Here is a 26,181-nt window from a genome sequence, read left to right on the forward strand (position 1 = left end):
GGAGCGTGGCCTACCGTGGCGAGGTGAAGGTGCCGTTCGAATCGTCGTGGACACCCCGTCGCACCGATGTGGCGGTCATGCTCGCGGCGATCACCCTCGACCTCGGCAACGTCTGGGCCGAGGCGCCCAACGGGCTGCTGACCGGTCTGCCGCACACCGTCGTCTACCCCGTCGTGGCCGTTGTCGGTCTGCTGCTGTGGTGGCGGCGCGAACACCCGCGGGCCGTCGCCATCGCCGTGATCATCGGTGACATGGCCGCGTTCACCCCCGCCGCGCTCGCTGTGGCCATGTACACCCTGGGCACGGCCGAACGACGTACCCGGGTCCTGACCGCGTTCGCCGCGGCGGCCTGCGTCACCGACTTCATCGCGATCCGCGGCAGTCTGCCGCAAACCCTGCCCCGCGAGGCCGCCTATTCGCTCGTGCTGACCCTCAGCCCGCTGGTGGCCGGATACGCCGTCGCGGTCCGCCACGACTTCGCGCGAGCGACCCACGCCAGGCTGGAAGGCCTCAAACGCGAGCAGCGCCTGCTGGTCGAACGCGCACGGTCCGCCGAACGCAGCCGCATCGCCCGGGAGATGCACGACGTCGTCGCCCACCGGGTCAGCAGCATGGTCTTGACCGCGGGAGCGCTTCAAGTCGGCTCGGCCGCGGCTGACCCCCGCCTCGCCAAGGCCGCCGAACAGATCCGCAGCGACGGACGCCTCGCTCTCGACGAACTGCGAGAAGTCCTCGGCATCCTCAACCCGAGCCGGAGCCCGGGCGACGCGAGTCCTCCCGAGGCACCGCAGCCCGACGCCACCCAGCTGCCGGTACTCGTCGCGCACGCCGTCGAACGCGGGCAACCGGTCGAGCTGCGCATCGACGGGTATCCCGAAACCCTCACGCCTCCCGTGCAGCGCGCCCTCTACCGCACCGTGCAGGAATCCCTGACCAACGCCGCCAAATACGCACCCGGCGCACCGGTCGTCATCGAGCTGGCCTGCCGACTCGACGGCGTCCACCTCTACATCAGCAACACGCACTCCGACGTCCCGCCGTCCACCGAGCTGCCCAGCGGCGGCAACGGCCTGGTCGGCCTCGCCGAACGCGCGGCCCTCCTCCACGGCACCCTCACGGCCGGCCCCACCCCCACCGGCGGCTTCACCCTCGCACTGACCCTGCCCACCCGCCACGCGCGCCATGCACACGATGGAGATGTTGGGCGCGACGCCCCCGCGTAATCCGCCCCGCCAGTTGTTCACAGCGCAATCTCGCTAGTAAATTTCGGTACCCGCACGTCAGGTGATGCACATTTCCCGGCAAGTCTTACGCCATCAGCAAAAATCAACGAATACCACATCCGCGGCAGGAGAATTCTCCGGTCCGGGTCGTGTGGCACTGAGGTCCCTCTATCGCCCCGCCGATCAGCTTGCGGCCGCAAGGATACAAAAGTGAGGGCTCACCTCTCTCGAAAGGCACCCGGGTACTTCCGTATCTCTACCGGAGACTTGAATGCGGCAGGCCCCCTCCCGCGGACAGCTGCAGACCAGATCGCCTCGACCCGGACTGCTGGCCACCAGCAGCTCAATCGGCGGCCGACCAGTGGCCCTCCCCGGCCTGGCCCTCCCCGGCCGGGGCGCGGCGCCGCAATCCCCCAACCGCACCACTTCCCAGGATTCCCATGCCTCTCTGGTACATCAGCGCAGCCACCGTCCGTACCACCGGCGACGGGCCGGCCCACGGACGCCAGTACTGGGTCCTCGGCGCGGAATCCGATACCCAGGCCATCCGCCGCGTGCTCGCCACAGCCCTCTCCCAGTCCTCACACGACAATCGCCGCGGAGCAGAAATAAACCTCGACACAATCCTCGCCGAACCCTGGTATCCACTGTAGGACGAGCGCGACCCGCAGGGCAGAACTGAAAACGTGACGGCTAGGCCGCCTCCGAACATGGAGGCGGCCTAACCGTCTTTTCTTCCAGGATTCTCCTCATATCGCCGCCAGGGATTGAAACCATTCCGATGGGAATGTGAAACGCGGCATTGCACTGCGAGAAACATAGACTCACGAAGATCACTTCATGAACCGAAAGAGAATTGCTTCGCTCGCTGCCTTGATGGCCGTCACCTCGCTCGGTCTGAGCGTCACGTCAGCGCACGCCATCATCAACGGGACACCGGCCACCACGCCTGCACCCTTCATGGGGTCCCTGCAACGTCCCGACTCGCCCCGCCCCGACCACCACGTGTGCGGCGCCACCCTCATCGCTCCCGAGTGGATGGTCACGGCTGGGCACTGCGTGCGCGGCGAGCTCAACGGCTGGAAGGTGCGGATTGGCTCGACGTCAGTGTCCTCGGGCGGTGAACTCATCGACGTGGAACGCTATGTGCGCCACCCGGACGGCGTGCACGGGGGTGACATCGCCCTGCTGAAGCTCAAGAACCCGTCCGCGGCTCAGCCTGTCGCCGTCGCGGCCCATGCGGCGGACACCGGCGAAGCGGTCCACATCCTCGGCTGGGGCAACACCTGCCAGCAGTCCGGGCCCTCGTGCTGGCCGGACGACCTGCGCGAGCTCACGACCAGCCGACTCGACGACGGAGTCTGTCACGAATCCGGCCTGGTGGCCGTGAAGGAGATCTGCGTCGCCTCCGTTGGAGGGCGTGGCGCGGCCAACATGGACTCGGGTGGGCCTGCCCTCGTGCGCGAAAACGGCAGTTGGTCGCTGGCCGGCGCGACGTCCGGTAGCGGCGGCGAAGTGGGTACCGATCCCACCATCTACAGCAGCGTGCCGGCCTTCCGGAACTGGATCGATTCCACCATCGCCGCCGCACGGTAGTCGTCCGAATTCATCCCGCCGCCGCGTGCCCGCGCCTTCCCTCAATCACACGAGACCGCTGCGAGACGAGGAGCCGAATAGTTACCCCTCGGCGTTCACGCCCGGCCTGCGGACAGGGCGCGATGCTGCCCTGGGGCTTGCTCCGGTGCGGGAGGCTGCGCCAGCTGCCCGGGCCGCCATGCCCTGTACGGCTCTATCGGGTCGGCCCCGGTCACGCCTACGGCCCCCGCATCACGCCTTCCCCTTCGGTGCGCTCGCGCGTCATCCCGCGACGTGACGCGCCTGGTCATCGCGACGCGCCGGGGAGTCCAACGCGCCGCCTCGCCCGCCGCGCTATCGCGGCTGCTCGGCACTCGGCAGGCCGACATCAGATCCGTGCCCTGCCCCGGGGGACGCACTCACCCACCCCGACCCACCCACATGTATCGACGGAGTATTCGATGAAGAAGAAAGCCCTTCAGATTGCCGCGTGCGGCGCCGGTGCTGCTCTCCTCGGGATCGCCGGCCTGGCCTCCATCCCCGGGGGCACTGACACCGCCAGCCCTGACCTCAGCCTCCGGGCAGCGGAGGAGCCCAAGCCCTCCTGCGGTCCCCTGGACAGCCTCCCCGGCGGAGCATGCTCGACCGACCAGCTCGGCGACGGTTCCGCCGGTCAGCCCTCCCGCAATCCCAGCGACCGCACCCTGAAGACCGACATCCTCCCGGCCGACTGGACCCGCTCGTGACCAGCCCCGCCGATCCTGGAACAGCCTCCCGCGCGAGCCCACCGCGGCTGACCGTCAACAGCCTCGCAGACCCGGCGACCACAGCGGAGACTCTCCTGGCCGTCAACGCATACGAGGTCCTGCACGAACTCTCCGTCCTGCCGGTGAGCACCTGGCGCTACGCGTGGGAGCCCCCGGGCATTCGCCACCTCGGCCCCATGTCGCAGGACTTCAAAGCGGCCTTCGGCCTGGGCGAGGGCCATAGCGCTATCGACTGCGTCGACATCAACGGTGTCACCCTCCTCGCCGTGCAGGCCCTGCACCGCACCATCACCGCGCTCCAGGACGACGTCGCCGCCCTGCGCCAGGCAGCCCACCCGAGCTCTGACCGGGGGCACACAGCCGCCGGCCCCGAATCCTGAAACACAAGCGGAGAGGCAATTTCCCATGAGAGCAGCACGCCCCACGAACCGACCGAACCGGCTCCCCGCCACCACCATGGCGATGGCCGTCGTGGCCTCCCTGGCCACCGTTGGCCTCTCGGCCACCGCAGCTTCGGCGGAACCCGCCAAGTGCACGACCATCCGCGACCAGATGAACGCGCTGGGCAACAGCGGGGTCGTCGGCAACAGCACCCCCACGGCCATCGGCTACCTCGTGCTGTACGCCCAGTACAAGGCTGCGGGATGCAGCGAGGACCCCGGTGCCCCGCCGCGCGCGGACGTCCTGGCCCGCGACGAGTTCCGGATCAAGGTCCCGGACGCCAACAGCAGCGGCTGGTACATGCGGGTCAAGGACGGCAACCACCACCTCGAGGGCTGGAGCGACGCACACGCCGCAGGTCTCAGCTCCCACTTCAAGATCACCGCCATCGAGCCGGCCAAGCCCATGGTGTTCGGTGAGGGCGACGCCGCCGTGTTCCAGATCCAAGTATCCGACGGACCCGACCAGGGCAAGTGCCTGCGTCCGCTCCTCACCGGCAACCACGAAGTCGTCACCGGCCCCTGCTTCACCGAGAGCGGCGAAGCCTACAACGTCCCGTTCTGGTCGCTGGAAGACGCCGGCGGTGGCAAGAGCCGCATCCGCTACCGCGAAATCGGCTACACCCCCGACCAGACCAACAAGTACCACCTCATCCCCAACGGCGGCATGCTCAACGGCGTCATCGGATTCAACAGCGACAGCCACCCCAACGGAACAGCGGGCTACGCAGGCTGGGCAGACGTCCTCCCCAGCAACTCCCGCGCCTGGGAACTCGTCAAGTAGCACCCCGACCTGATCGAGACGCCACCGGACGCCACACAACCTTCGGCGTCCTGGCCACCTCGTCGGGTCCCCGGGGAGCCCTGCCCGGACACGGGCAGGGCTCCCCCACCTCCCCCGGCCGCGATGCCCAGGAACACCGCGCCGGGAGCCCAGGAACGTCCCGCGCCGTAGGCGCCTGATCCCACGGCCAACGCCATCGCGGCGGCCGCATCACGCCCCCGCTTCCCGCGGGGGAAGACGACCCTCGACAAAGGAGAAATCACGTGCAGCATCCGCCGAGCCCCGCACGGCACGTCGGGGCCGCCGGACGACGAGCCGTGCGCGCCGCCCCACCCGCGTTCGCCGTGGCCCTCGCGCTGGCCTGCGCCCCGCTCGCACACGCCGCCATGGGCACCGACACCCCGCACGGCAGCTCGCTGGACTGGAAGCCGTGTACGCAGGTCGCCGCGGAGTGGGACGCCAAGGACACAGCGACCGAGTGCGCGATGGTGGAGGTCCCCCTGGAGTACGGCTCCCCCGACGGCCGCCTCACCAGGGTCGCCATCTCCCGGATCAAGGCAAGCGACCCCGCCCAGCGCCAAGGTGTGCTGCTCATCAACCCCGGGGGACCAGGGGTCGAGGGCCTCACCGCGCCCAAGGACGTCCTGTCGGGCGAGATGCGCGCGCTGGGAGCGCACTTCGACCTCATCGGGTTCGACATCCGCGGCACCGGACACAGCGACAAGCCAGGATGCCCGCAGCTGGCCGCCGACACCATCCCCCGGCCCCCCGCCCACATCACGGGCAAGGAACGCAGCAAGCTCCTCGACGCCGCCTACGGCCAGGCCCTTGCCGAGTGCGCGGGCAAGGACCCCGCCTTCAGCCAGTCGATGACGACCCCCAACGCGGCCCGGGACATGGACCGGATCCGCGCGGCCCTCGGCGAGGAGAAGGTGAGCTACCTCGGAAACTCCTGGGGGACAGCTCTCGGCGCCTCTTACCGCAGCCAGTTCGACAGCCGGGTGCAGCGGATGGTGTTCGACTCCGTCCTTGCTTCCTGGCAGTCCGTCGATGAGAACGAGGCCCAGGTCGCCGCCACCCAGCGACGCTTTGAGAACTTCGCCGCGTGGATCGCCGAGCGCCACGACCGCCTGCACCTCGGCGACAGCGCCACCCAAGTGTCGAAGAAGCTCCTGAACCTGCGCACCGAGCTCGAAACCCACCCTCACGAAGGCGTGAGTGCCGAGGCCTTCAACACCTACCTCACCTCGCCCCGGGCCCACTGGGCAAGCAATGCCCACAAGCTGAGCGAGATCTCAGCGGGCCGCGCGCCCGAACCCACCCCTCGCCCCGCCCTCGCCCCCTCCCCGACCAACGGACCCGGCTCTGGCTTCGGCCAGCCGCTGCAGGACGGCGATCTCGAATTCGTCCTCAGGGCCTTCAACTGCAACGGCGCCACCGGACAACGGACCTTCGAAAACCACTGGCAGCAGTCCCTGACCCTGCAGCAGAAGTACCCCGTCGCCGGCTACACGAACGCCAACATCACGCAGTGTTCTGGATGGCCGTTCGCCGGCCAGCGCGAACAGCTCGCCAAGGGCACCAGCCCCCTTCAGCTCTTCGGCCACTCCACCGAAACCAACACGCCACTGCCCTGGGCCGAACAGATGAAGGACACCATCGGCGGCTCCCTCAGCATCATCAACGACGATGTCCACAGCTCACTCCCCCACCTCACCACCCCCGCACACGACGCCGTCGCCTTCCTCACCGGCCACAGCGAACCCTCCCACCGCACCTACGACGGCAGCCCCATCCCAGACCTGCACTAACGAAGCCACCCGTCCCGGCCCGTCGGGCTCACTCCCGTCGTCGGCGGGAGCAGCAGGTGGCAGCTCTGGATCACCGACGCAGGTGGTGCAGCGCCCACGGCCACGCCCTCACCGATGACCAGCACGAGGAACCCCACCGCAGCCGGCCCTCGGATCGGCGTGCCGCGGAGCGCGGGCCACCTCATCGCCGACCTCGCGCATCCGGCACTCCACGGCCGGCCGGCCCCTGCCTCCGAGTTACTGGTAGCGGTGGCCGGTCGGCTCAACGCGCCCGATCAGGCGCCCGGGGCCCGGGGCGGGCACCGCTGTATCCCGCGGCGCCGGCGCCGGGGGCAGCAGGGCGCCCGGCCACCCGGGGAGACTCGGCGGCCGCAGAGGAGAGCAGATCGCACTCACAGGCCCGGGGCGCTCAGCGCCGGCAGGTGGGAGCCTCGTCTCCGAGGTGGAGCAGCATCTTCTCGGTTCCCCTTGTACCTGTGGATACGTCGCAACACGGGAGTCGGCGTCGGCCTCTGCAGCCGCGGCCGGTACCTCGCCCGCCTTGGCCCTCGTGCTGCAGCGCCAAGCTCGCACGCATCGCACCCCGGGTCCGCCAGCCCTCCCGCAGCCCAACTCCCCAACGGAAGCCGCAGTGCCCGCTCCGCCGCCCCGCCCGGTGTCCGCACCACGCCCGGCCCGGTAGCGGCGCCTCCGGCACAGTCGAAGGCACCATCACCGCGATCACAGCGATCACCGCCCCCGCGTCCTCGAGGACGCGTGAGCTGGAAGCGGGCTGAACACCTGCGCAGCAGACTCGACTGCATGGGCGGAGCAGGGCGAGGCAAGCAGACCTGCCGCTGGTGCCCGGCCGCGGGCCAGCCCACGCATGCGGTCCCGCAAGCACCACAGGACGACGGTATGGCCCAGATGCCTCGCAGGGCCTGGTGCCCGACGCGCCCCAGGCCTCCCGCGCCCAGCCGGACATCGCGGCCGCGATGGGCCACCTCGACGTCCGCCCTACCGACGTCGCCCGATTCATCCTCGACGCGCACACCACCGGAACCGGGTTCGACCAGACGGTCGCCTCCGTCATCACCGCGGCAACCACCACCCACTCCAGCTCCAGCTCCAGGCGGTGTGTGCGGGACGCGCCGAGCAAGCAAGGACGCCTACGGCGGCACTTCACGCTGGCTCCGCCCACCCTGGACAGCTCAGTCTGTCCCTGCTGTCAGAACTTGGCGTATCGGTCTCGAACTCCAAAAGCCGGCGCGACAAGCTCACCGCCGACCAGCTCGCCGTCCGCGAGGCTCGGCGTGGCCTGTGCGTGACAGGCTGCTCCGCCCGTCGTGGCGGGGGCCCCTATGTCTTTGGTCAAGGTGGTCGGGTGGCACTCTACCTGTCATGAGCGATGAAGCGTGTGTGGAAGAGCAGGTCGGTGAGGGCATGCGTACGTGCGTCTTTTGCAATCACCCTGTCGTGATCGAATCGCTCGACGAATGGGACTGCCCCGTGGCTTTATTCACGGGTTGTGGTTCTGGCTCAGCTTCTGTGGTGCGGCCACGCTGAGTGAACGGTTCAGGTAGTGGGCGCCCAATCCCGGTGGCGAGAATGAACCGGCGGTCAGCCCGTTTCTGCGGCCGACCGCTTGCTGAGGAACTGCTCCGCTGCCTGCACTGCTTCGCTCTGGAGTTCCCCGAACGAAACTCCCCAGCTCTCCTCCCAGCCGTCCAGGTTGTGCGCGCAATGGACGAGAGGTTCCAGCTCTTCGGGGTAGCCGAGGTCGTAGGCGATGTCCGCCCAGATGAGGTGGGCGCCGGCGGCGGGATCCAGGGAGCCGTCGGCGATCTGACCGGCGATCCAGTAGGCCATCGCCCACTTCGCGGCCCGAGGGTCAGCGGGAGGGTGGAAGAGCAGCCCCAACTCCTCCAGCACTTGGTCGAAGAGTGCCGAGGCTTCAGGCTCTTCGCTCCGGAGGAGGCCGGCCAGCATGGCGAGGGAGGGACTCTCAATCCCGGCAATCAGCGCGTCCAGCCCTGCCTCGATGAGTCGGTCAGACCCGACGTGCCGACCGAAGGCCCTCTCGCGCGCGATGTGGTTGAGCTGTTTGAGAGCGTCGTCGCGGGTCATCACAGTCTTCTCGATCGGCATCTGGGACAAGGAGGCTCGCATACCCGCAGACGGTGCTGCCATCGAGTTCCTTCTGCATGGTTCGGTGATCACGACATGAGGACCCGTTTCCGTAGGAGGGCGAAGCCCGCGCGACCGAACATCTGGCGCTTGATCATCTTGATGCGATTGACATGGCCTTCGACGACGCCCGAGCTCCAGTGCAGGGTGAGGCCGGCGATGACGGCTTCGCGGTCGCGGTCGATGCCCGCGGCGAGGGTGTGGAGGCTGGGGAGGTGGTCCTGTCTGACGGCGTCGAGCCAGTCTGGCAGGCGCTCGCCCTGGCGCTCGGTGAGCATGGTGGCGAAGGATCGGACGTGTCTGGTGAGTGCGTCGATCTCGGGGCAGTTGGCCCGGACGCCTTTCAAGTGGAGTTGGTCGGTCTCGGAGAGGGTTTCGGGGTGCCGGAGGACCCATCCGGCGACGGTCCGGGGCGAGGGTGGGCGGGCTGTCACCGGTCGTGGGGAGGTGCGCTTCTGGCGGATGTAGGCGCGAACGCGCTGGTAGCTGCCCTGATACCCGAGTGGCACGATCTCCTCCCATAGCTTCCAGGCGTTGGTGCAGCCCGCATGCCAGCGGTCGTCCAGGTAGGGCTTGTACTCGTCGAGGACCGAGGTCCGGCCCTGCCACTGACCGGTGAAGAGGTCTTCCGGTTTGGAGGCGTCCGCGTACCGTTTGACGGTTCGGCTGGTCATGCCGAGCTGCCGCTGGATCGCACGCCGGCTGTGTCCTGCCTCGACCAGGGCGTGGATCGTGGCATGCATGGTCCGTGTCCGGTCGGCGAACCGGTGGCCGGTCGGCCATGGCGAGCCGGACGACTCCTCCGCCGGGTCGGGCTCCGTTTCGGTCGGTTCAGGCGTCTCGGAGACGAGGACACCCAGACATCGGCGGTGCTGGGCGATGCTCCGCTCGGCGGCCTCACTGAGGTTGTGCCAGAGGTGCCAGCGGTCCGCGACCTGTACGGCCTGCGGGGCGCCGACGGTGGCGCCCTCGGCGAAGAACGGGGCGCGGTCGCGGCAGACGACCTCGATGCCGGGCCGTTGGGACAGCCACGCGGCTAGGCTCGATGACTCCCGGTTAGGCAGCAGATCGATCGGCCGACGGGTTTCGACGTCCACGAGGACGGTTCCGTAGTGGCGGCCCTTGCGAGTGGCGTACTCGTCGACGCCGACCACTCGGGGAGTGGGCACCTCGGGCTCGGGAAGTGCGTCGACCAGCCGCAGAACGGTGCTGCGGCTGACCGGCACCCCGACGACTCTAGCCAAGCGGGCGCCGGCCCGGCCCGCGAGAGCCAGACCGATCGCGGCCAGGGTCGAGCGCAGCCGCTCGGTCCGCTGGCCGTTCCTTCGGGTCAGGCCGGGTATCTGCTCAACGAACGTGCGGCGCCGACACTCGGCGTTCCCGCAAATGAATCGGCGAACCCGCAACTGGAGCACGACGCTGCGTCCCGCACTCGGAACATCAGCGGGAAACCGCAGGTAGGAACCGTGCACCTGGACGGACCATAACCCGCACACCGGACACGAAGCGCCCGCGGCGGTGCACCGCACATCAACACGCACTATCGCGATGTTCACGTCGACCGATAGCACCGCGACATTGGCGATCGACGGGAACAGCAACTCCTCCAGCCGGAGCAAGATCTCATTCACAGCCCCGAACTGTCGGCCCAGTCACTCTTACCACTGTTCGCTTTGAGGCAACTTCCCAGGCCCGTGCCCGGAGTTCAGCGGTCACTCACTGTGAACAGATCACACAACCTGAGCCAGAACCGCTGAACATGAACAAAGCCAATCTGGGCGAAGATCCGTCCCCCGCTGGTGTGGACCGCGGCGGTCACAGAGCGCCAGGACTCGACCTGCTCGTCGGTGTGCAGTCCGGGGGTGCCCGGGTTCGACTGCCCGATCAGGCTCGGTTGCACCCCTTCGCTCACGATCAGCCCGGCGCTGGCCCGCTGGGCGTAGTAGGCCGCCATCGACGGGGTCGCAAGACCGCCATCGGCGGCCCGGACCCGGGTCATCGGTGCCATCACCATGCGGTTGGGCAGCGTGAGGCCGCCCAGTTCGTAGCTGCTGAAGAGACTCATCATCAGGACTCCTTCGTAGCTGTTGCTGTGTCCGCACTTTCGGCGCAACGGCTACGCTAGAACCTCACACCGATGTCAGGGGCAAGGGCTTGTGACGCGGGATTCGGTCGGGAGGCTGTATGCGGATCGGGGAACTCGCGTCACGCGCCGGAGTCAGCGTCCGGTCGGTGCGCTACTACGAGGAGCAGGGGCTGCTCACCAGCACCCGCAGTCCCAGCGGGCAGCGGCACTACACGGAAGGCGAGGTCGAGCGGATCGCGTTCATCCAGCGGATGTACACCGCCGGCCTGTCCAGCCGCACCATCACCGAGGTGATGCCCTGCGTCGAAACGCCCAGCGAGGAGGCTTCCGATGCCGCGCTGGAGCGGATGGCGCTGGAGCGCGAACGTCTCTCCGCCCACATCGCCGAGCTGCTGCGGACCAGGGACAGCCTCGACGCGCTGATGACCACCGCCCGGGCACACCGAGACCAGATGACGGCCCCAAGTACGGGCGGCGGCTCGGATCCGGCCCCGCAGCCGTCCTGCCGACCGCAGCCTGGCTCCTCCGGCAACGGACGCTCCGGTCGGCAGACACTCCGGGCTGCGGTGGCGTCGGGATCACGACGTGCCGGATGAGTGGGCGTGCCGCAGGTGCGGGGCCGGCGGCAGTTGTGCGGACGCTTGCTCGGAGGGGGTGGAGCGGGATGCCTCGATCACATAGGCGGTGAAGCGGCGGGAGGCCGCGAGCCGGGCAGGGCGCGGCGCGTGGTGAAGGCACTGGTGGGCCATGAGCATGAGGATCAGGTCGTCGACGACGAACCCGGGGCGCAGCCGGCCTGACTCCTGGGCGCGGCAGGCCAGTTCGGTGATCGCTCGCACGGTCTGCTCGCGAGCGGTGGCGAAGTCCGCAGCGTCGGGGAAGGCCTGCATGAAGGGCACGATGGGCGTCGGCAAGCCCCTGGAGCACCAAGAGGCGCGCCGGATGCTCGCCGAAGGCGTCGAACCATGTCCTTACTGTGGCCCCGACAACCTGCTCGGCATGCCCGGCTGAACCCCCGGCGAACGAACCGGCTCCGGCCGGCTGGCGGGGGCCGGCTACCGCTCGCGCGCCGCGTGCGCGGCCGGGTGGTGATGTAGGTGGTGATGCGGACCGGGTCGTCGTGCAGGAGCTGCGCGAGTGCGGCGGCTGCCCACATGCCGAAGGTGAGCGCCATCTCGCGGGCGTCCTCGACCTGATGGTCGTCGCGGACGTACAGCAGGTACGGGGCGCCGATCCGGGCCAGCCGCACACCGCCCCCGCCGCGCACGGTCGGGCCTTCGCCGACGATGTGCCCGAGGATGTCCACCGCGGTCGGCCCGGCCGGGTGGGCGTGCTGCTGGGCGCGGGCGACGTCGTCGCCGAACTCGGCCAGCCAGCGCTGGACCGTTGCCCGGTCGCCGAGCTGTTGGTAGCGGTGGGCGGTCAGCTCGACGGCGAGGTGCTCCACCAGCAGCAGGGAGCCCTCGCGCAGCGACCCCGCGTCGTGCCAGTGCTCCAGCGCGGCCGTCAGGGCCCGGTACATCCCCCAGTTCGGCGCCGGATGGGCGCCGCCCGCGCGGGCTGCCTCGTCCAGCGCCACCGCCTCCAGCAGCTCGAAGGCCACCGCGGCCGGCTCCCGCCCGGTACTCGTCTTCGACATCGCACTCCCCCTTTGTGACGTCAGGTTTTCTCCACCACGCGCTGCCGTGCGTTCACGAGCGCGGGTAGCCTTGCCCAGGCGGCGGATACTCCCGGCCCGGCCCGGGAGTTCCACCACTCCGTACAACACGATCCGCTCAAACTCCGACCACTCCCCCACCGTCCCGTCGTCGGCGGCTTCGTCGATCGCCTTCAGCAGCCGCAGCGAACGCTCCTGGTCCGCCTTGGCCCGTGCCGAGGGCGGCGGCACCAACGCGGGGACGTCCGGCGCCGGTTCGGCGGTCTGCGGCAGGTGCAAGGCGCCCAAGCGCCACGCACCGCCCAGCACCACAACCCCGGCCAGCAGGGTCAAGGCCATACCCGCGACCTCGTACCCGGACCACTGCGCCCACCACCCGGCCGCGGCCAGCACGAGCCCCGCCAACGCGCTGCCACCGGCCCGGCGCTGCCTCCCCGTCCTCACCATCCCTCTCCCCCCTCCTCACAGTTCTTCCCCGGCCAGGCGCCGGTGGCCGTGCCCGCCTCGCGTGCGGCGTGCCTCTGGACTTCCTCCGAGGGCGCCACCAGCGGCTCCGCCACAGGTGGGGCGGGCTCCGGCCGCCACACGGCGCCCCGGTACAACGTGGCCACACCTACCGTGCCGGACAGGACCGACAGGACGAAGTCCGCCTGCACCAGACCGAAGTGGCCCGTCCTCCAGGCGGCCGCGAACAGCGCGCCGGTCAGCAGCAGACCCTCGAACCCGATCCGGTCCCGGCCCGGCAGCGCCCCCCAGCAGCCCGCACCCGGTCCGCGCCCGCCCGGAAGCCCCACCGCCCGGGTGCGGGAGTTACCGCCGTCACCGCCGCGCCCCTGGCCGGTGCGGCCTGCTGCCGGTGGGCGGGAACGGCGGCTTCCGTCGGGGCCTGCTGCCCGGGGGCCGCGGCGGCGAGCGTGGTCGTGGAGCGGGCGCGAGCCGCCCCCGGGGAGACCCGGGTGCGGGACGCGGGCGCGGCCGGCGCCGAGGGCGGGGTCGTCAGGGAGTGCAGGGTCGCGTCCACGAGACGGCCGACCGCGGTGGAGGACGGGCTGTCCTTCCAGGAGGTGTCGGCCTGGAGGCGGGCCGCGTTCGCGGACGCGGGGCAGGGACAGGTCGTAGGCGAGCGTGGATCCGGCGAACCAGACGGGCCGGCTGCCGCCGTCGGCCCGGTCGCCGGGCAGCGCGACCGAGTACCCCACGAGCGCGCCGTCGTCGTCGCGTCGTTCACACACGCGGAATCCGGCGTCACGGAGCCGGTCGAGGAAATCGGTGTCGCCGTGGGCGAGCGCGGCCGCAGTGCGGACGGTGCGCTGCAGGGACTCCCGGGCGGGTCTCCGCCAGGCCGCGGCGGGCGGCTTTCTCGGCCTCGCCGGTGACGGGGCGGCGGCGCGCAGTCCGGTCGAGCGGGGACATCGGGGTGAGGCCCCAGCGGGCTTCGAAGGTGCGGGCGGCGGTGTGCATATTGAGGATGTCCCCCGCGCACGCGGGGGTGCCGGCCGTCCTGACGGGCCAGGGTCGCCGCGATGTGGATGTGGTCGTCCGCGTGCCGCACCGCGATCCACCGGCAGGCCTGTTCGTCGCCGTGCTCCGCGATGCCCGCGGCGTGCACCATCGCGGCCGCGGAGGATGTCAACTGGGTTGTGTGTGATCGGTGTGATGCTCCATTGGTTCTGGTTCCTGTCGTGGTTACTGTCTGTTGATGTGGGTTAGAGGGGGAGTCGGTCGCCGAACCGGATTTTGAACTGCTTCATGGCGCGGGTCCAGCCGAGGGTTCCGGTGCCGCGGACGCGGCCGGTAGGGGGCGAGGTCACCGCGGCGACCGTCACCAACACTGACCGATACGGGACCGCGACCGCGCAGGCATGGGACCGGCTGCACCCCCGGCTGACCCGACGGGCGGCCTGGCTGGACCACGAGGGACCGTTGCCCATCATCAAGGGCACCGTAATCCGGCTGGCAGTCGAAAAACTGCCCAGCGGCGGGGTGAACAAGCCCGTCTGGCTGTGGTGGTCAGGCACCGGCGCAGGCCCCGCCGACGTCGACCGGTGCTGGCAAGCGTTCCTCCGCCGCTTCGATGTGGAACACACCTTTCGCCTGCTCAAGCAGACGCTCGGCTGGACCCGGCCCAAGCTGCGGGACTCGGCGGCGGCAGACCGCTGGACCTGGCTCGTCTTGGCCGCGCACGCTCAGCTCCGCCTCGCCCGCCCGCTCGCACGCGACCTCCGACGTGCCTGGGAACGACCCGCGGAACCGAACAGACTCACCCCGCCCGGGTCCGCCGCGGGTTCGGGAACCTGCACGCGAAGACGGGCACGCCAGCCGGTGCACCAAAACCCACTCGCCCCGGCCCCGGACGCCCGGTCGGCTCGAAGAACCGACAACCCGCCACCCGCTACGCCGTTGGACGCGTCCTCGCCACCGGCGAGCCCTACGCCCGCCCCGCTCACCACAAGAAGGGCACCAGACCGCGCCGAGGCAGCAGCCCTGCCCCCGTTCGTCGCCACGATCCCGACGATGTTGGATAGCGGCATGGTGAGATGCAAGAGCGCGAAGAAGAAGCGCCCCACCTGGGGCATTCCGAAGGGGATCGTCCTGCTGGCGACACCGGAAGGCTGGCGCTTCATGATCCAACCCGTGGAAGGCGGCATGCTCTGCGGGCGCCTGGACATTCCGATCGACACCGCCCCGCAGGACGCGCGAGCCGCTGCGGCAGTCATGGTCATGGAACTCGCGCGCGACGTCCACGACACCGCCGTCGAGGTGACCTGGGATCCGCCCCCGGAGCCCTGGTCATGGATTGCCCAAGTAACCCTCGCTACGCCGATCGAACCTGCCCCGACGGGCAGCGGAGGTTAAACGGCAAGCTCAGTCAAGGCAGCACCTGAACAACCACGCCACCACCAACGAACCCAACGACCCACCACAAGAAAAGAAACCCCCACCAACGAAACAACCGGCTCATCCACACCACATCTTCGACAGCCACTGCGCCTCATCGCAGACCAGGACGTGGGCCACCGGCTGGAACTCATCGACGGCCGCCACCTCAAGGTATTCCTCCTCGAAAACCTCGACATCGACGCTCTCATCGCGCTCCCCAAGCTCCCACCCGGCTGGGCAACACGAGACCTCGCCCAACCACGCATACCGGCCCAATGCCTACGACTCGGCACGAGCTCCACCCCAGACTCGGCGGCACTCTTCAGCGACGAATCAGCGCCGACCCCTCAGAACAGGAACCGCATCATCACCACAAACCTGCACATCAAAGCACCCAAAACCTACTGAAAAAGAAACACCAAACCACTGAAGAACCAACGCCGAATAGCAACCTAACCGCATCAAGCTGTCCCCACGAACCACACACGCCAGCCTGACCAGCACAGACCAAGCACCGCCACATCAGGACAGCATCTGCGGCCTCATGGACAACCAAGCGCCGCGTAGCACGGTGGCGAAGGCGAAGAAACTGTCTCGGCGTGCCACAAGATCAAATGGTGTGCGTGGCTATGGGTGAGCTGATAGTGATCAGGCACGGCCAGACCAAGTGGAGCCTGTCGGGCCAGCACGCTGGACGGACCGACGTGGCTCTGACCGAAGCGGGCGAGGCTGCGGCCAGTGCTCTTGCTCCGAGGCTGGCCCACCGCCGTCTGGTTGCCGTGTTCAGTAGCCCGCTGAGCCGCGCCATGCGGACGGCCGAGCTTGCCGGCTTGACCGGCGCCAAGCCCGATACCGACCTGTTGGAGTGGGACTACGGCGGCTACGAAGGCCTGACCGCCGAGCAGATCCGCGAGGCGAGGTCAGGCTGGGACCTGTGGCGCGACGGCGTCGTTCCCGGTGACGCCGACCACCCCGGCGAGGAGCTCGCGCAGGTGGCCGCACGCACGGACGCGGTGCTGGACCGCATCCGACCACTGCTGAGCGAGGGCGATGTCGCTGTGGTTGCGCACGGACACCTGGCGCGCGTGCTCACCGTTCGCTGGCTCGGCCTCGACGCGTCCGCGAGCCGACTGCTCGGCCACCCGCATCCGGGCACTCTCAGCTTCCTGGCCACGAAGACGGGCAACCCGTCATCTCTGCTTGGAACGTCCCGTAGGGCAAGGCCGCCGCCTCACATCTGACGTGAGGGGCGCGGGAAGCAGATTCCGACTCCACCTGGCCGTGTCGGGGAGGGCGGAGCGGAGGGTGCATGATCGCTTGGCCGGTGAGTTCTTGCCTACTGGCAATCCCGAACCGGGTCACCGGGGATCAGGGCCGCTACGCCATCAAGGATGCGTTCCAGGCCGAAGTCCAACGGATTCCCGCCTTGCGGGGCGAAGCCGCCTGCCGCGACCACCGCCGCCAGGGCGGGAAAGCGCTCTTTGTCCCGCTCCATGACCTTGGCCGTCAGGTGGGCCCACTCCTCGTTCGCCGCCTCGTCATCATCGACGTACTGATGGGCGACATTGCGAACATGGCCGACGAGCAGCAGGAACGTGTCGTGTTGCTGGGCGGCCGACAGCCCCGTCGCGGCCAGCGCGGCCAAGGCTGCGTCCAGCCAGCCGAGTTGATGAGGACCCATGATCTGGCGGCGCATGCCGGTCGCTGCCAGGATCCACGGGTGGCGGTGGTACGTCGCCAGGCACTGCCGGGCCCACTCGGTCAGCTGCGGGCGCCAGCCGCCGGGGAGGCCGGCGACCGGGGTCGGGGGGCCGATCGCAAGGTCGACCATCAGGTCGAGGAGCTCCGTCTTACCGGGAACGTACCGGTAGAGCGCCATCGCGGTGACGTCGAATTCCTTGGCCACCCGCGCGAGCGAGACCGCCCTCAGGCCCTCCGCGTCGGCGATCTCGATGGCCGCCTCTGCGATCTGGCCCGCGGTGAGGGACGGCTTCGGGCCCCGGCTCGGCGGCTCCTGCTCGCCCCACAGCAGCGCGAAGCTCTCCTTCACGCCGGCCTGCTTCCCGACCTTCTTCATGGCCACCTTCGCCTCCTCTGCCTCTGCTGCAACCCGTTGACACCTCACCCTACTGTTTATATCGTATAGCCAACCGCTTACGTCATATACAGTTTCGCTTCAGGGAGTCATCGTGATCGCCACCATCGCCGCCACGTCCGCAGCTGTCCTCCTTGCCGCACCCGCGGTCGGCGCCCTTGGCCACCGCGCCATCAAGCGTTCCCGTAACGCCTCACTGATGGAGATCGACACTCCGAACGGCATCGACGAGCAGGGCTTCGTCAGCATCGGCGGCATCGACCAGTGGATTTCGGTCCGTGGCGAGGATCTGGCCAACCCGGTGGTTCTGGAACTGCACGGCGGCCCTGGAGCCTCGACCGCGATCTTCGGACCACGCACGAGATCCTGGGAGAAGCACTTCACGATCGTCCGCTGGGACATGCGCGGCGCCCTCAAGACCCTCGGCCGCAGCGGTCCGGAAGGCCAGGGGGAAATGACCTTCGACCGGATCCACGCGGACGCGATCGAGGTCACCGACCACATACGCGTGCGCCTGGGCGCCGAAAAGATCGTCCTGCTCGGCCAGTCCTACGGAAGCGCCTTCGGCCTGCGGCTCGCCCGAGAGTTCCCCGAACGCTACTCCGCATACATCGGCACCGACCAGAACATCCACGACGCCGGCCGTGACGACTCCGTGCACCAGGCCCTGCTCACCCGGCTGCGTACGACCGGAAAGCGCAAGGAACTGGCGGCAGTCGAGGCGCTCGACCCCGACGAACGGCAGTGGACCGCCCGCCAGCGCGCCATGCACGCCAAGCTGGTGGCCACCAGCGACCCGCTGACGCTGGACACGATGAAGAAGGTTGTCATGGGGTCCCTGTGGTTCTCGCCGCTGCACTCGCTGCGCGAGCTGGGGCGCTTCGTCAAGGGCATGACCATCTCGGAGCAGATCACTGAGGCCACCACCGGGTTCGACGACTGGGCCGAGGGCACGAAGTTCGAGCTTCCCCTCTTCATCTTCCAGGGAGACAAGGACGTCCTCACGCCGCCGGAGCTCGCCCGCCGCTTCTTTGACGACGTCCAGGCACCGGTCAAGGACTTCGCGCTGATCGAGGACTGCAGCCATTTCGCGGCGTTCCGACGGCCAGAGCGGTTCCTGGAACTCCTACTGACTCGTGTGCGGCCCGTGGTCGCCGGAGAGCCGGCAGGTACAGCAGGCATCTGACCTGTGCGTGGCCGGCAGATGTCTCGCCGTCCGGCTGGATACCCCCAGTGGAGTCAGAACCGGCCCACCACTGGAGTCGGTTGTCACTGACGCAGCCAGTCTTCACCGACCACGCACCACAGCTTCAGCCAGGGTCGGGAGAGCCTGGATTCCGGCCCTGATCCGGTCACCGGGCGAGTTCGGTTTGGCGAAGACTGCGGAACACCTCCGGGGTCGTCCATCCGCGCAGAGTGGCGTGAATCGTCGAGCGGAAGGCGGCCTCGGCCGTGGGGGCGTCGAGGGCCCCGGCGAGTTCGAGAGTCACGAGCCCGTGCAGGGCAGCCCAGATCGACAGGGCGATCGACGTTGCTTCGCCGGCGAGGACGGACGCCGTCAAGGCGCGATCGATCGCCGCGAGGAGCGGGCGGATCGGGTCACTGGCACCGGCCTCTCCCGACGGGTCGAAGGACTGCACACCACCGAACAGCACCGTGTAGAGATGGCTGTGGCCACGCCCCCAACGACGGTAGGCGACGGCCAGTGCGTAGAGGTCGGCGAGAGAGTCCGCGGAGGTCCGCACCGCCGACAGGTCCTGGAACAAGCCGGCGACGGCTCTGTCGCGCACCGCACGGATCAGCCCGTCCTTACCGCCGAACAAGGAGTACACCGCCGTCGTCGACGCCTCGGCGGCAGTGGCCACGGCGCGGACCGTGACGGACTCCCGCGGACGGGTGGCGAGCATCTCGGTCGCGCACTCCACAAGCCGCTCTTTGACGGCCTCGTCGTTTGTTCTGGGCCTACCCACGGTCAGCAGCCTACCTCCTCTGATAACGTCGTTTTGAAACAGCGTTCTGAAACTGTCGGAGGTCCGCCGTGCCCACGTCCGCCATACGTCTCGTCCGCTTCACCGGACGCCTGCTGTTGGCCCTGGCCGCCGTTGCGGCGCTGGTCGTCGTCTTCCTCGCACTGATCGCACTCACGGACGGGGCGGGTTCGGGGCTCGCGGCGTGGTTGACGACCCTCGGTACCGGGACCGTCCTCGCGCTGTGGCGGGGGCGGCACCGCACCCGGCCGGCGCGGCTCGTGCCGTTCCTGCCGGTGGTCGTCGCGGCGGCGTTGACGGCGGCGGTCTGCATCCCGACCGCACCGACGGCCCGGCGGTATCCGCCCGCGCTGCCGTTCGTGTCCACTCAGCACTGGAGCCTGGCCACGGGCAGCCGGGTCGCGGTGTATCACTACCCGCCCGCGAACCCCGGCCCCCGGCATCCCGTCCCGTTCGTGTACCTCCACGGAGGACCCATCCGCGGCATCTCGGCGCAAGACCACACCTTTCTGCAACTCCTGGCACGCCACGGCTACGACGTTTACGCCTACGAACAGGCCGGCGGCGGACGAAGCGACCTGCTCCCCATGGACCAGTACACGATCTCCAGGGCGGTCCGTGACCTCGGCGCCTTCGTCGACCGCCTGGACAAGGGCGAGGTCGACATCCTCGGATTCTCCGGGGGCGGAGTCGTGCTCACCCGAGCCCTGGCCGACCCAGGCGTCGCCGCACGCCTGCACCGGGCGATCATCGCCGAGCCCGGGCCCATGGACGGCCCCACCGCACACATCACCGGGCACAAGGGCCGAGCATCCGCACAAGGCCTCGCCCCGAACCCGACCGGACCGCGATCGACGGATGTCCCCCGGTACGCCGTGGCATTCGGCCTCATGCGACTCGGGCTCCTCAGCCCCGGCACCGGACTGATCGGACAGGCCGAAGGCGCCAACGCCTTCACCGCCGCAGACCTCGGCAGCGACACCGCATCCGCCTACTGCGCGGGCGACGCGCACCGCATCCCCAGCGAGGACACCGAACAGAGCTTCTCCTTCAGCCCCGCCGCCAGCCTCCGCGTCCAGCAGACAGTCAAGGACTCGCCCTCCGTCGCACCGCTACTGAGCCAGTCCCGGACCCCCGCGATGCTGATGATCTCCGAATGCTCCTCCCAGGTCCGTCAATGGGCGACCGCCGTCCTCGCCAATGACCCCGCCATCCAGCGCACGCAGCACATGCCCGGAGTCGGACACCACATGTGGAACGGCCTCGACGACAACAACGACCGAGCCGCCGCCGTCATCACTGCGTTCCTTCAGGACAAGCCGGCACCCCTGCCGAACTACCCGACCCGCGACGAGATCCCTACCTTCATGCGCGACCACAAATGAAGACGTCGCAGCCCGGCACCGGCGTATGCGACCTCTCGCCTTCGTGGAGGTGGGCTACCTGCGCGTCTCTCACCCGACGACAGTGGACAGGCCCCGTTCTCTCACTTCCGTGACAGTGAGAACCAACATCAAAAGGCCCCGCTGATCTGCACCTGGGTCCCTTTGCCGGCCGCTACGGCTGACGGCGGGCCCGTACCGGGCCGTTCGGATGACCGGTCCGTCACTCCTGGGGGTGAAACACGGCGGTCCAGTGGGCGCAGCCCCGGCCCGCCGCGGCCCCGTCCCGACCCGGTGTTCCAGAAAGCTGGGGCACCCAAGGAACCGACGGACGGAAGTGGTTCGCGCATGCCCCAGCACTCCCCACGGCGCCGGGCCGGGCGCGCCGGAGCCGCCAGCGCAGCCGCCCTGGCGCTCGTACTCGGCCTGCCCACGGCGGCCGCGGCCGCTCCCGGCGATCTGGACCCCGCCTTCAGCGGCGACGGCAAGGTCGTCACGGACGTGACCAGCTACGAGAACGTCTCGGGCATGGCCGTCCAGCCCGACGGCAAGATCATCACGGTGGGCGACGGCTACTTCGACGAGACCAGCGGCGACTTCGTACTGGTGCGCCATAACGCCGACGGCAGCCTGGACACGACCTTCGGCGGCGACGGCATCGTCAACACCGACTTCGACTTCAACAACGACGAGGCCAGGGCCCTGGCCCTGCAACCCGACGGCAAGATCATCGCGGTCGGCGGGTCCACCTCGATCGCCGGCTACGGCGACTGGGTGGCCGCCCGCTACAACCCCGACGGCAGCCTCGACACGACCTTCGGCACCGGCGGCAGGGCGGTCACCGACATCGACCCGGACGCGATCGAGACCGCCATGACCGTGGCCGTGCAGCCCGACGGCCGCATCGTGGCGGCCGGCCAGAGCTTCGCGAGCTGGGTTGTGGTCCGCTGGAACGCCAACGGCTCCCTGGATCCGGCCTTCGACGGCGACGGCAAGGCCGTCACCACCTTCCCGGGCGGAACCTTCGCCTCGGCCGCCGACCTGGCCCTCCAGCCCGACGGCCGGGTCGTCGTCGCCGGGGCCGGCCCCGGCGGCGTCACGCTCGCCCGCTACAACACCGACGGCAGCCTCGACCCCACCTTCGACGGCGACGGCCGGGCGACCCCCGGCTTCGGAGCCAGGGCCCGGGGCGTGGCCCTGCAGTCCGACGGCCGGATCGTCGTCGCGACCGGCGATGACAACGTCTTCGGGCTGGCGCGATTCACCGCCGGAGGCGCCCTGGACCCGACGTTCGGCAGCGCCGGCCGGGTCACCACCACCTTCGGACCGGACATCGCCGACGCCTCGGACGTCGCCCTACAGTCCGACGGCCGGATCGTTGTCGCGGGCCGATACGCGGGCGACTGGGCGCTGGCCCGGTACAACACCAACGGCGCCGCGGACACCTCCTTCGACGGCGACGGCCGACTGACGACCGACTTCGGCGGCCCGTCCGAGCAGGCCTCCCAAGTGGCCCTGCAACCCGACGGGAAGATCGTCGCCGGCGGGGTCATCGGCCAGGCCAACAGCCTCGCCGCCGACCGCGGCGTGGCCCGCTACCTCGGCGGTGGCGGCACCACGCCCCCGCCGCAGTCGGCGGACCTGTCCGTCACCAAGTCCGGTACGGCAACGGTGAGCATCGGCGACCAGGCGACGTACACGGTCCGGGTGACCAACGCCGCCTCCTCCACGACGACCGCGACGGGCGTCTCCCTGACCGACTCCCTCTCCGGAGCCGGCGGCACCCTGATCTCGGCCGTGCCCTCCCAGGGCACCTGCACCACCACCGCGACGGGCGCGACCTGCGCCCTGGGCAACCTGGCCCCCGGCGCGAGCGCCACGGTCACCGTGACCGCCGAACCGCGCACGACCGGCACCCTCCGGGACACCGCGTCCGTGACCGGCTCCCCGCAGGACCCGAACACCGGCGACAACAGCGCCACCGCCACCACCTCGGTCAACAACGCCCGGGGCTGCACGATCGTCGGCACGTCCGGCACCGACACCCTCACCGGTGGCTACGGCAACGACGTCATCTGCGCACTCTCCGGCAACGACACCGTGCGTGCGGGGTTCGGCAACGACACTGTCTACGGCGGCCCGGGCAACGACAACCTCGACGGCGGCTTCGGTGACGACACCATGAACGGCGACCGCGGCAACGACGTCCTCACGGGCTACTACGGCAACGACCGCCTGACCACCACCGACGGCGTGAGCGCCAACGACACCGCCAACGGCGGCTCCGGCTTCGACACCTGCACCACCGATACCGGCGACACCCGCATCAGCTGCCCCTGACGGATAGCCAACCGCGCACCCCCACCAGCGCCGGCCGGGCGAAACCCTGGCCGGCGCCGGGGCGCAGCCCCGCCGGGCAGATGCGACTCCTTCACGAGGTGCGCCGGGCGGACATCGAGCAGCGGCGTCGCCCCCGCCGTGGCCACCAGGAAGTCGGGGATGTGTTCCCGGCGAACCCCTGCGTCGAAGGTCAGGGATCCGCAACCGGCGCGTGAACGAACGCACCGGCAAAGAGGTCGAGCTCGACGACATCGTCAAGGGCTTCGACACCGGCGAGGAGTACGTCCTGGTCGAACCGGCCGAGCTGGACGAGATCGCCCCCGGCCGCTCCCAGGCCCTGGAGATCACCAGCTTCGTCGACCCCGACGACGTCGAACCGATCTTCTTCGACAAGACCTACTACCTCGGCCCCCGCGGCACGCAGTACGCAGTACGCAGTACGCAGTACGCAGTACGCAGTACGCAGTACGGCAAGGTGTACGCCCCTCTACACAAGGCGCTCTCCAAGGCGAACCGGGCCGGCGTCGCCACCTTCGTGATGCGCGGCCGCGAGTACCTCGTCACCCTCAAAGCCGACGACACCCTCGGGATCCTGACCCTCCACACACTCCACTGGGCCGACGAGATCCGCGACCCCCACAAGGAACTCCCCGACCTGCCCGCCACCACGAAGGTCTCCGAGAAGGAGATGAAGATGGCCGAGCAGCTGATCAACGCGCTCGCCGCACAATGGGACCCCGAGGCCTACCGAGACACTTTCCAGGAGAAGGTCACCGCCCTCATCGACGCGAAGAAGGCCGGCGAGATGGTGGAGAAAGCCGAGCCCGCGGCCAAGGCAACCGGCACCATCGACCTCATGGAAGCCCTGCGCGCCAGCATCGAACGAGCCCGCAGCCCCAAAAACACCGGCACACAGGCCACCACCGCGGCCGGCCAGCCGGAGAAGAAGGCCGCGCCCGCGAAGAAGCGCATCACCTCCAAGGACCGCACCCTGCAATCGCTGACCTTGTCGTTTATGGTCCGGCGTCGAACGAGGGTCGAACTTGTTCGGTGTTTTCCCAGTTCACCAGCGGTGTGAGGCGCCGCGGGCCGATCCTGTGCTGAGCGACAGCGCAGTACGGAGGCCGGGATCGTGGGACTGGTCGAGCACGAGGTTCAACGAGACGCATTGACGGTGCTGGCGGAGTTCCGCTCGGAGTTGTACGCGTGCATGACCGCGCGGGGCGATGCCCTGTTTGAGCTGTGCGACGCGTTGCTGTGTACCGACGGTCCGGTCCGCACCCTGGTGGACCTGGCGCTCGCTCCTGAGCATCGGCGTGGGCACGGGGCCCTGTACTCCGGGATCAACCGCGGTCGGATCGACGTCGGACGGCTGCGGCGGGCACTGGCCAGTGTCCCGCTTCCCCGGGCCGGTGACGGGCGGCTGGTACTGGCGGTGGACGTCTCGCCGTGGTTGCGGCCGGACGCCGACACCTCCTCGGACCGCTCCTTCTGCCATACCTTCGGCCGGGGCTTGGGCAAGCATCAAATGGTGCCCGGCTGGCCGTACTCGATCGTCGCCGCGCTGGAGAAGGGCCGGACTTCGTGGACCGCTCTTCTAGACGCCATCCGGCTGGAGCCCGGCGCCGACCTGGCCGCCGTCACCGCCGAGCAAGTCCGCGACGTCGTCCTACGTCTCCTGGCCGCCGGCCAGTGGCGGGACGGGGATCCAGAGGTCTTGGTCGTGCTGGATGCGGGCTACGACGCGCCCCGCATCGCCCACATCCTGGCCGACCTGCCCGTCGAGGTTCTCGGCCGACTGCGCTCGGACCGGGTGATGCGCAAGCCGGTCCCGGTGCCGTGGATCTGCCCGCCGCAGGGCGGACGCCCGCCCAAGCACGGAGGCGAGTTCGTCTTCGGACGGCCTGAGACCTGGGGCGAGGTCACCGCCGTGACCGTCACCAACACCGACCGGTACGGGGCGGCGACCGCACAGGCCTGGGACAGGCTCCACCCCCGGCTGACCCGGCGAGCGGCATGGCTCGACCACGAGGGGCCGTTGCCGGTCATCGAGGGCACCGTGATCCGCCTGTCGGTCGAGAAGCTGCCCAGCGGCGGGGTGAACAAGCCCGTCTGGCTGTGGTGGTCTGGCACCGGCGCCACCACGCAGGACGTCGACCGGTGCTGGCAGTCCTTCCTGAGGCGCTTCGACGTCGAGCACACCTTCCGGCTCCTCAAGCAGACCCTCGGCTGGACCCGGCCCAAGCTCCGGGACTCGCAAGCCGCCCACCGCTGGACCTGGCTCGTCCTTGCCGCACACGCTCAACTCCGCCTCGCCCGCCCCCTCGCGCGTGATCTGCGCCGTCCGTGGGAGAGGCCGGCGGAACCGAACAGACTCACCCCTGCCCGGGTCCGGCGCGGGTTCAGGAACCTGCGCGCGAAGACCGGCAATCCAGCCGGTGCACCAAAACCCACCCGCCCCGGCCCTGGCCGCCCGCTCGGCTCGAAGAACCAGCGACCTGCCATCCGCTATGACGTCGGACGCGTCCTCGCCACCGGCGAGCCCTACACCAGACCCGCCCACCACCAGGTCGGCACCAAGCCCCGACGCACGGGTGGACCAGCGAGTTCAGACTTATAGGAGGAAGCCACCGATCTGGTATTCCAGCCCTTCGCGGAACTCCAGGTGCGAAAGGGTCCCTTGCATTGCCGCGTACAGAGCGGGCGGCACCTCGTAGACCAACGTCTCAAGGAAGTCGTCGTCCCGGCCGGGAAACAGGTCCCGGATCCTCAAAATTTCGACACGGTTGAGGCTGGTGACGTGCGCAGCTTGCTCGTCACTGTCCCAGCCTATGAGGTCCCACCCAAGGGTCTCGGTGTTGATGTAGTTCACGCACCTACGGTATGCGCGAACTGGCCACGGCGTTAAACGGCAAGCTGACTGCCTGTTTGCAATCTGGAGCTGCCCGAGCCCGGACGGTCTGACGCCCTCGGGGTGCCCTGCCTGT

At 69.3% G+C, this 26,181-nt stretch carries 24 protein-coding genes and 3 pseudogenes; 18 read left to right on the top strand and 9 right to left on the bottom strand.

Going from position 1 to position 26,181, the window contains the following annotated elements; genetic code table 11:
* Window positions 1-23: 23 nt before the first annotated feature.
* The 7 genes from ACIBEA_RS30415 (at window position 24) to ACIBEA_RS30445 (ending at window position 6,600) form a co-directional block, all read left to right on the top strand.
* Window positions 24-1,223 (top strand): sensor histidine kinase, encoded by a 1,200-nt coding sequence (locus ACIBEA_RS30415; protein WP_399266372.1) that lies wholly within the window; start codon window positions 24-26, stop codon window positions 1,221-1,223.
* Window positions 1,224-1,663: 440 nt separating this feature from the next.
* Entirely contained in the window at window positions 1,664-1,876 is a 213-nt protein-coding gene (locus ACIBEA_RS30420; protein ID WP_399266374.1) for a hypothetical protein, read from the top strand.
* 187 nt (window positions 1,877-2,063) lie between these two features.
* Complete coding sequence (locus ACIBEA_RS30425; protein ID WP_399266376.1) at window positions 2,064-2,819, top strand: S1 family peptidase; 756 nt, start codon at window positions 2,064-2,066, stop codon at window positions 2,817-2,819.
* 440 nt (window positions 2,820-3,259) lie between these two features.
* Window positions 3,260-3,544, top strand: a complete 285-nt coding sequence (locus ACIBEA_RS30430) for a hypothetical protein (protein WP_399266378.1) — start codon at window positions 3,260-3,262, stop codon at window positions 3,542-3,544.
* Window positions 3,541-3,945, top strand: coding sequence for a tail fiber domain-containing protein (locus tag ACIBEA_RS30435; RefSeq protein WP_399266380.1), 405 nt, complete (start codon window positions 3,541-3,543; stop codon window positions 3,943-3,945). Before ACIBEA_RS30430 ends, ACIBEA_RS30435 begins: the two co-directional genes overlap by 4 nt.
* A gap of 25 nt (window positions 3,946-3,970) precedes the next feature.
* Window positions 3,971-4,789 carry a hypothetical protein gene (locus ACIBEA_RS30440; RefSeq protein ID WP_399266382.1) on the top strand — a complete coding sequence of 273 codons (819 nt, stop codon included), beginning with the start codon at window positions 3,971-3,973 and terminating at the stop codon, window positions 4,787-4,789.
* A 263-nt stretch (window positions 4,790-5,052) separates the two neighbouring features.
* A complete protein-coding gene (locus tag ACIBEA_RS30445; RefSeq protein ID WP_399266384.1) occupies window positions 5,053-6,600 on the top strand; it encodes an alpha/beta fold hydrolase in 1,548 nt (515 codons plus the stop codon).
* A 1,599-nt stretch (window positions 6,601-8,199) separates the two neighbouring features.
* Here ACIBEA_RS30445 and ACIBEA_RS30450 read toward each other — a convergent pair.
* The 3 genes and pseudogenes from ACIBEA_RS30450 to ACIBEA_RS30460 form a co-directional block, all read right to left on the bottom strand.
* Window positions 8,200-8,727 (bottom strand): hypothetical protein, encoded by a 528-nt coding sequence (locus tag ACIBEA_RS30450; RefSeq protein ID WP_399266386.1) that lies wholly within the window; start codon window positions 8,725-8,727, stop codon window positions 8,200-8,202.
* Window positions 8,728-8,795: 68 nt separating this feature from the next.
* Window positions 8,796-10,397 (bottom strand): ISL3 family transposase, encoded by a 1,602-nt coding sequence (locus ACIBEA_RS30455; RefSeq protein ID WP_399266388.1) that lies wholly within the window; start codon window positions 10,395-10,397, stop codon window positions 8,796-8,798.
* A gap of 140 nt (window positions 10,398-10,537) precedes the next feature.
* A pseudogene (locus ACIBEA_RS30460) lies at window positions 10,538-10,834 on the bottom strand (alkene reductase); the annotation flags it as partial.
* Window positions 10,835-10,950: 116 nt separating this feature from the next.
* Here ACIBEA_RS30460 and ACIBEA_RS30465 point away from each other — a divergent pair.
* Window positions 10,951-11,307: pseudogene (locus ACIBEA_RS30465) on the top strand (MerR family transcriptional regulator); the annotation flags it as partial.
* Window positions 11,308-11,430: 123 nt separating this feature from the next.
* Here ACIBEA_RS30465 and ACIBEA_RS30470 read toward each other — a convergent pair.
* Window positions 11,431-11,742, bottom strand: coding sequence for a hypothetical protein (locus ACIBEA_RS30470; protein WP_399266390.1), 312 nt, complete (start codon window positions 11,740-11,742; stop codon window positions 11,431-11,433).
* A 52-nt stretch (window positions 11,743-11,794) separates the two neighbouring features.
* On the opposite strand from ACIBEA_RS30470, the gene ACIBEA_RS30475 reads away from it, so the two are divergent.
* On the top strand, window positions 11,795-11,863 hold the full coding sequence (locus ACIBEA_RS30475; protein ID WP_399266533.1) for a hypothetical protein: 69 nt from the start codon (window positions 11,795-11,797) through the stop codon (window positions 11,861-11,863).
* 109 nt (window positions 11,864-11,972) lie between these two features.
* Entirely contained in the window at window positions 11,973-12,509 is a 537-nt protein-coding gene (locus ACIBEA_RS30480; protein ID WP_399266392.1) for a hypothetical protein, read from the top strand.
* Window positions 12,510-12,949: 440 nt separating this feature from the next.
* On the opposite strand, the gene ACIBEA_RS30485 is transcribed toward ACIBEA_RS30480, so the two are convergent.
* Complete coding sequence (locus ACIBEA_RS30485; RefSeq protein ID WP_399266394.1) at window positions 12,950-13,741, bottom strand: hypothetical protein; 792 nt, start codon at window positions 13,739-13,741, stop codon at window positions 12,950-12,952.
* A 535-nt stretch (window positions 13,742-14,276) separates the two neighbouring features.
* Between ACIBEA_RS30485 and ACIBEA_RS30490 the strand changes: the two are divergent.
* Window positions 14,277-15,034, top strand: a pseudogene (locus ACIBEA_RS30490) (transposase); the annotation flags it as partial.
* Complete coding sequence (locus ACIBEA_RS30495) at window positions 15,024-15,365, top strand: hypothetical protein (RefSeq protein ID WP_399266396.1); 342 nt, start codon at window positions 15,024-15,026, stop codon at window positions 15,363-15,365. The pseudogene ACIBEA_RS30490 and the gene ACIBEA_RS30495, both read left to right, overlap by 11 nt.
* A gap of 102 nt (window positions 15,366-15,467) precedes the next feature.
* Here ACIBEA_RS30495 and ACIBEA_RS30500 read toward each other — a convergent pair whose 3' ends face one another.
* Window positions 15,468-15,647, bottom strand: a complete 180-nt coding sequence (locus ACIBEA_RS30500) for a hypothetical protein (protein WP_399266398.1) — start codon at window positions 15,645-15,647, stop codon at window positions 15,468-15,470.
* Between the two features lie 371 nt (window positions 15,648-16,018).
* On the opposite strand from ACIBEA_RS30500, the gene ACIBEA_RS30505 reads away from it, so the two are divergent.
* Complete coding sequence (locus tag ACIBEA_RS30505; protein WP_399266400.1) at window positions 16,019-16,630, top strand: histidine phosphatase family protein; 612 nt, start codon at window positions 16,019-16,021, stop codon at window positions 16,628-16,630.
* 95 nt (window positions 16,631-16,725) lie between these two features.
* Here the strand turns inward: ACIBEA_RS30505 and ACIBEA_RS30510 are convergent, their stop codons facing one another.
* Window positions 16,726-17,466 (bottom strand): TetR/AcrR family transcriptional regulator, encoded by a 741-nt coding sequence (locus ACIBEA_RS30510; protein WP_399266534.1) that lies wholly within the window; start codon window positions 17,464-17,466, stop codon window positions 16,726-16,728.
* A 112-nt stretch (window positions 17,467-17,578) separates the two neighbouring features.
* Here ACIBEA_RS30510 and ACIBEA_RS30515 point away from each other — a divergent pair, with 112 nt between their 5' ends.
* Window positions 17,579-18,670: an alpha/beta fold hydrolase gene (locus tag ACIBEA_RS30515; RefSeq protein WP_399266402.1), complete on the top strand. Its 1,092-nt coding sequence runs from the start codon at window positions 17,579-17,581 to the stop codon at window positions 18,668-18,670.
* Window positions 18,671-18,836: 166 nt separating this feature from the next.
* Here ACIBEA_RS30515 and ACIBEA_RS30520 read toward each other — a convergent pair whose 3' ends face one another.
* The gene (locus tag ACIBEA_RS30520; RefSeq protein ID WP_399266404.1) at window positions 18,837-19,454 is read right to left on the bottom strand and encodes a TetR/AcrR family transcriptional regulator; all 618 of its coding nucleotides are present in this window, start codon (window positions 19,452-19,454) and stop codon (window positions 18,837-18,839) included.
* 68 nt (window positions 19,455-19,522) lie between these two features.
* On the opposite strand from ACIBEA_RS30520, the gene ACIBEA_RS30525 reads away from it, so the two are divergent.
* The 4 genes from ACIBEA_RS30525 to ACIBEA_RS30540 all read left to right on the top strand — a co-directional run bounded on the left by ACIBEA_RS30525 (window position 19,523) and on the right by ACIBEA_RS30540 (window position 25,814).
* Entirely contained in the window at window positions 19,523-20,857 is a 1,335-nt protein-coding gene (locus tag ACIBEA_RS30525) for an alpha/beta hydrolase (protein WP_399266406.1), read from the top strand.
* Between the two features lie 345 nt (window positions 20,858-21,202).
* Window positions 21,203-23,194: a calcium-binding protein gene (locus ACIBEA_RS30530; protein WP_399266408.1), complete on the top strand. Its 1,992-nt coding sequence runs from the start codon at window positions 21,203-21,205 to the stop codon at window positions 23,192-23,194.
* 196 nt (window positions 23,195-23,390) lie between these two features.
* The gene (locus ACIBEA_RS30535) at window positions 23,391-24,272 is read left to right on the top strand and encodes a Ku protein (RefSeq protein WP_399266535.1); all 882 of its coding nucleotides are present in this window, start codon (window positions 23,391-23,393) and stop codon (window positions 24,270-24,272) included.
* A gap of 54 nt (window positions 24,273-24,326) precedes the next feature.
* On the top strand, window positions 24,327-25,814 hold the full coding sequence (locus ACIBEA_RS30540) for an NF041680 family putative transposase (protein WP_399266410.1): 1,488 nt from the start codon (window positions 24,327-24,329) through the stop codon (window positions 25,812-25,814).
* Here the strand turns inward: ACIBEA_RS30540 and ACIBEA_RS30545 are convergent.
* On the bottom strand, window positions 25,809-26,066 hold the full coding sequence (locus tag ACIBEA_RS30545; RefSeq protein ID WP_399266412.1) for a hypothetical protein: 258 nt from the start codon (window positions 26,064-26,066) through the stop codon (window positions 25,809-25,811). The two genes, ACIBEA_RS30540 and ACIBEA_RS30545, sit on opposite strands and share 6 nt — an antisense overlap.
* Window positions 26,067-26,181: the final 115 nt, after the last annotated feature.

This window comes from Streptomyces sp. NPDC051555 (genome assembly GCF_044454405.1).
In the GTDB taxonomy this organism is placed as follows: Bacteria; Actinomycetota; Actinomycetes; order Streptomycetales; family Streptomycetaceae; genus Streptomyces.